This window comes from Microvirga sp. P4_G7 (genome assembly GCF_056401005.1).
On record NZ_JBFUKD010000301.1, the window covers coordinates 1 to 4,312 of the forward strand.

Here is a 4,312-nt window from a genome sequence, read left to right on the forward strand (position 1 = left end):
GCGCAAAGTGCCTCGACGCCGATCTCGCTCGCCCGTGCAGCTTATTGGCAAGCCCGCGCCGCGGAAGCGGCCGAGCGACCGGACGAGGCCAAAAGCTATTACGCCAAAGCAGCCGAACATCCGATCACCTATTATGGCCAACTCGCCCTCGACAAGATCGGTCAGAAACTCGCGTTGAGGGAGGTTCCGACGCTTTCCGACGAGGCCAGAAAGGCGTTTGAAAGTGCCCCGGCCGTCGAAGCTGTGAAGATTCTGCAGGACGTCGGCGAAACGGATCTGGCGCTTTCGCTCTATACGGACATGGCGCAATCGTTCAACGACCCGGCACAAATCGGCGCGTTGGCTGCGATGGCGACGTCTCAGCGCAATCCTCGCGCCATCCTGGCTGTCGGTAAGTCGGCGGTTCAGCGCGGAATGCCGCTCGACCTCCATGCCTATCCACTGGCCGGAATTCCGGATTTCGATACGGTGGGCGACCCAATCGAACCCGCTATGGTCTATGCGATTGCGCGACAGGAGAGCGCCTTCAACGCGCGAGCCTATTCCAGTGCCGGTGCCAGGGGCCTGATGCAACTGATGCCCGCGACGGCGAAGACCACCGCCCAGCGTTTTAAGCTACCATTCGACCTCAATCGCCTGGTCGACGATCCCGCTTACAACGCGACCCTCGGCGCGGCGCATCTCGGCGAACTGATGGGCGATTGGAAGGGCTCCTACATTCTGGCCTTCGCTTCCTATAACGCCGGTGGCGGCAACGTAAAAAAGTGGATCCAGGCCTATGGCGATCCACGTCAACCGCAGGTCGACATGGTGGATTGGGTAGAGCGCATTCCATTCTATGAGACGCGCAACTACGTCCAACGGGTCATGGAGAACCTGACCGTCTATCGACGTCGGCTCGAGAACTCGGCCGTGGTGTCTCATGCCGAGCCCTCACCTTCCTCGGATCAGCTTGAATACTGACGCTCAGAGCCTGTAGCGTGGCCGCTGGAGCGGCGTGCTCCGTGCGTGGCGGGCTCGAGGGCAGGATCACATCATGAATGACGGTTTTCGGGACCTGTTCGTCTCGGCATCGGACGGTCTGCGCCTGTACGCTCGGGAGTACGGCCCGTCCGTCGCGACGGCGATGCCTATCGTTTGTCTGCCCGGTCTCGCGCGCAACTCCGGCGATTTTCACGAGCTCGCTCTCGCTCTCTCGCAAGGAGACAATCCCCGGCGAGTTCTCTCGCTCGACTATCGCGGACGGGGCCGATCCGAATGGGATAAGGATTGGAACAATTACGACGTCAGAATCGAAGTGAACGACGTCCTGCAAGTCCTGATCGCTGCCGGGATAAGCGAAGCTGCATTCGTGGGGACCTCACGCGGCGGCCTGATCATCATGGCGCTCGGCGCTCTTAGGCCCACCGTTCTGAAGGGCGCCGTTCTCAACGACATCGGACCGGTGATCGAGGGAAAGGGTCTGCTGCGGATCAAAGGCTATATCGGCAAACTACCCAAGCCCCGGACGATCCGGGAGGCCGGCGAGATCCTCAAGCAAATATCGGACACCCAGTTTCCCAAAAACACCCCAGCCCAGTGGGAAAAGCTGGCGCGGGGAACTTGGGCCGAGAAGGACGGCGAGCTGACGCTGGCCTACGATCCCGCATTGATGAAAACCCTGGATGCACTTGATCTCGAGGCGCCGTTGCCGCCGCTCTGGCCTTTCTTCGAGAGCCTCAAGACCATTCCCCTCCTCGTTCTGCGGGGTGGGAATTCCGATCTCCTGGCGGCCGATACCCTGCAAAAGATGCGCGATGCTCATCCGGACCTGACCGCCATCACGGTCCCCGATCAGGGGCATGCTCCGGAAATCGAGGGAGCTTTGATCGACGCGATCCAAGCCTTCGTCGACAAGATCGATCCGCCCAAGGCGATCTGACAGGCAACGGACCCCAAAGAAATCCGACAAGTCTTATCCCGGATCGGTTTGTCGAGGATCAGTTCGACCAGGATCAGTGCGCCCTGGAGCGTCAGGTCGCGCGCGAACAATCGTTCAAAGCTCGTGGGTGGCGGAATGAGCGTCAACGAGAAGAATGCGGCTGTCCAAAGAGGCGTCGCGCCGTGGACGGAACGTCACAACCAACTGACGTCCTGACAAAAAGAAAACCCCGGTGTCGCCACCGGGGTTTCCTTGATCAGTCTGGGACCGATTAGAAGTCGCGCTGGACGCGCAGACGACCTTCCCAAGCGTTCGACGAACCCTGCGAGTTCGTGAAGCCAGGGAGACCAATCCGACCGCGGGGATCGACATTGGCGTAGATGACTTCGACGCCGAGGTCGAGACCGCTGACCGGCTGCCAGAAGACGTTGGCACCGATGCGGTATTCGCTGAAGTCGTTCAGGCCGACCGTAGCGCCGCTAGCCAACGTGGAGGCTGCTGCACCCGGGTAGTTGATCCGCATGTACGAACCGAAGAGGTTCGAACGGATTTGCGGGGTCCAGTAGTGGCGGAAGCCACCGGCGATGGCCCAACCGCGGGTCTTCTTGATGTCGCCCGTGAGGCCGTTGATGTAGGCATCGGTCATCAGGACGTTGCCCGTACCGAAGGCCGTACGCGGGCTGATGATCGTGCCCGAGTTACCGCCGTCGAGGTAGGCAAGAGCGCCGTCAGCGTAGGTCGCGCTGAACCACAGAGCATCGCCGGGGGCGAGCTGCGGCAGGTTGATGCCAGCGCTAGCTGCGATAGCGAAGCCATACTCGGTGTCCGGGAAGTCCGAGAAGCCGAGGCCGTTCGTGAACAGGTCGTTCGAACGCAGCTGATGGACTGCACCGGAGAGCTGAGCCGTACCCCAAGTACCTGCGTACTTCAGGTTCGCCACAACGTCAGGAGTGCGCTGGCCAGCGTAGGTGAAGGGATCAGCAATGGTGCCGCCGGGGATGAAGCCGACTGCACGACGCTCGATGCCGTCTTCGACCGAGATCGAGGCCGAGAAGCCGTTACCGAACGAGAAGGTGTAGGCCAACAGATCGACGTCAGGAGCGTCGTCGAAGCGCAGCGTGCCCATGTGACCGGTCGGGAGATCGCCGTTCGAGAAGAACGAGGTCACGCGACCAGCGGTGAGACCGCCGAACTGGATGAACGCCTGAGCGATATTCGGGCTCGTGGCAATCGTGCCAGTCGCGCCGAACGGCGTTGCCGACGAGCGGGTGATTTCCATACGAACGACCGAGCGGAGAAGGCCATAAGCCGTCGCCGTACGAGCGTCGAGCTGAATACGACCGCGAGCGCGGAAGCCGTCAACGTCGAGAGCACGACCACGGGCGATGACTGCGCCGTTTGCCGTACCGACCGGAAGCTTCAGCTCCGGCGAGTTGTACAGGTAGTCGGCGCGAACGCGACCGCTGACGCGGAGGCAGGTGTCGGTGCCGGGGATGTAGAAGAAGCCTGCACCGTAGGTGGAGCAGACGCGAACGTATTCCACCGGAGCTGCCTTCTTGGCAGGCAGATCGGCGGCGTATGCCCCGGCCGTTGCGGCAATGCCGGCAACCGATCCGAGGAGAAGGCTCTTGACGAGCTTCATTGAGTGACCTCCAAAGTTTCGAGACCCTTGGGGGGGCCGGGCTTTTGTGCCTCGACAGCTTCAACGAAGCCTAGAAGACGTCCCATTTCCCCTGGTTATCGATTGACCCCTCCGGAACCCGACGGGGAACAACCAGTGACGACCGGGGTGCCCCCGTCGCTGCAGCCACATTATCCAGGACGATCTCGCAAGCAACCGAATGAAGGCCGAAAACGGGCGACAACCGGGGCTTTTCAGAGGCATGTTGCACAAAGGCCACGTTCCTTAGACCGATCTTAACCTTGCGTTAAATAACAACCCCGTGATTTTAATAATTCATTAGGGAACAATGACTTGCGGGCGATTGCGAAACCCCGCCAAGCTCGGTCGAGCACTCATTTTGCCGGCTTTATTCGTTGTATGGGCCTGGATAGCCCCGCCTCGGCCTGAGGATAACTCCGAGCCCTCATCCACAGGGTCGGACCGCCCCGACCCCGTGATTCTATTGGAATCATCAGGTTTTTGCTCAGGCGCGCTCGGCCTTGAGCACGCCGCGCCGAATCTGGTCTTCCTCGATCGATTCGAAGAGCGCCTTGAAGTTTCCCTCGCCGAATCCGTCGTCGCCTTTCCGCTGAATGAACTCGAAGAAGATCGGGCCGATCGCGGTCTTACCGAACCTTTGGAGCAAGACTTTCGTGAATCCGCCTTCGACGACCCCCTCCCCGTCGATCAGGATACCGTCGACCTTCAACCGGTCGACAGGCTCACCG

At 60.8% G+C, this 4,312-nt stretch carries 3 protein-coding genes and 1 pseudogene; 2 read left to right on the plus strand and 2 right to left on the minus strand.

Annotated elements, in window-relative coordinates; genetic code table 11:
* Both AC1DT3_RS13230 and AC1DT3_RS13235 read left to right on the plus strand, forming a co-directional pair.
* The coding region (locus AC1DT3_RS13230; protein WP_477465714.1) for a lytic transglycosylase domain-containing protein at positions 1-963 on the plus strand (963 nt) is incomplete at its 5' end.
* 73 nt (positions 964-1,036) lie between these two features.
* The gene (locus AC1DT3_RS13235; protein WP_477465715.1) at positions 1,037-1,921 is read left to right on the plus strand and encodes an alpha/beta fold hydrolase; all 885 of its coding nucleotides are present in this window, start codon (positions 1,037-1,039) and stop codon (positions 1,919-1,921) included.
* A 271-nt stretch (positions 1,922-2,192) separates the two neighbouring features.
* Here the strand turns inward: AC1DT3_RS13235 and AC1DT3_RS13240 are convergent, their stop codons facing one another.
* Both AC1DT3_RS13240 and AC1DT3_RS13245 read right to left on the minus strand, forming a co-directional pair.
* Positions 2,193-3,563 carry a porin gene (locus AC1DT3_RS13240; RefSeq protein WP_477465716.1) on the minus strand — a complete coding sequence of 457 codons (1,371 nt, stop codon included), beginning with the start codon at positions 3,561-3,563 and terminating at the stop codon, positions 2,193-2,195.
* A gap of 505 nt (positions 3,564-4,068) precedes the next feature.
* Positions 4,069-4,312, minus strand: a pseudogene (locus AC1DT3_RS13245) (4-hydroxyphenylpyruvate dioxygenase); the annotation flags it as partial.

Excerpts from the sequence above, each read along its gene's own strand:
- AC1DT3_RS13240 (WP_477465716.1), bottom strand. The coding sequence starts at position 3,563 with ATGAAGCTCGTCAAGAGCCTTCTCCTCGGATCGGTTGCCGGCATTGCC.
- AC1DT3_RS13235 (WP_477465715.1), top strand. The coding sequence starts at position 1,037 with ATGAATGACGGTTTTCGGGACCTGTTCGTCTCGGCATCGGACGGTCTG.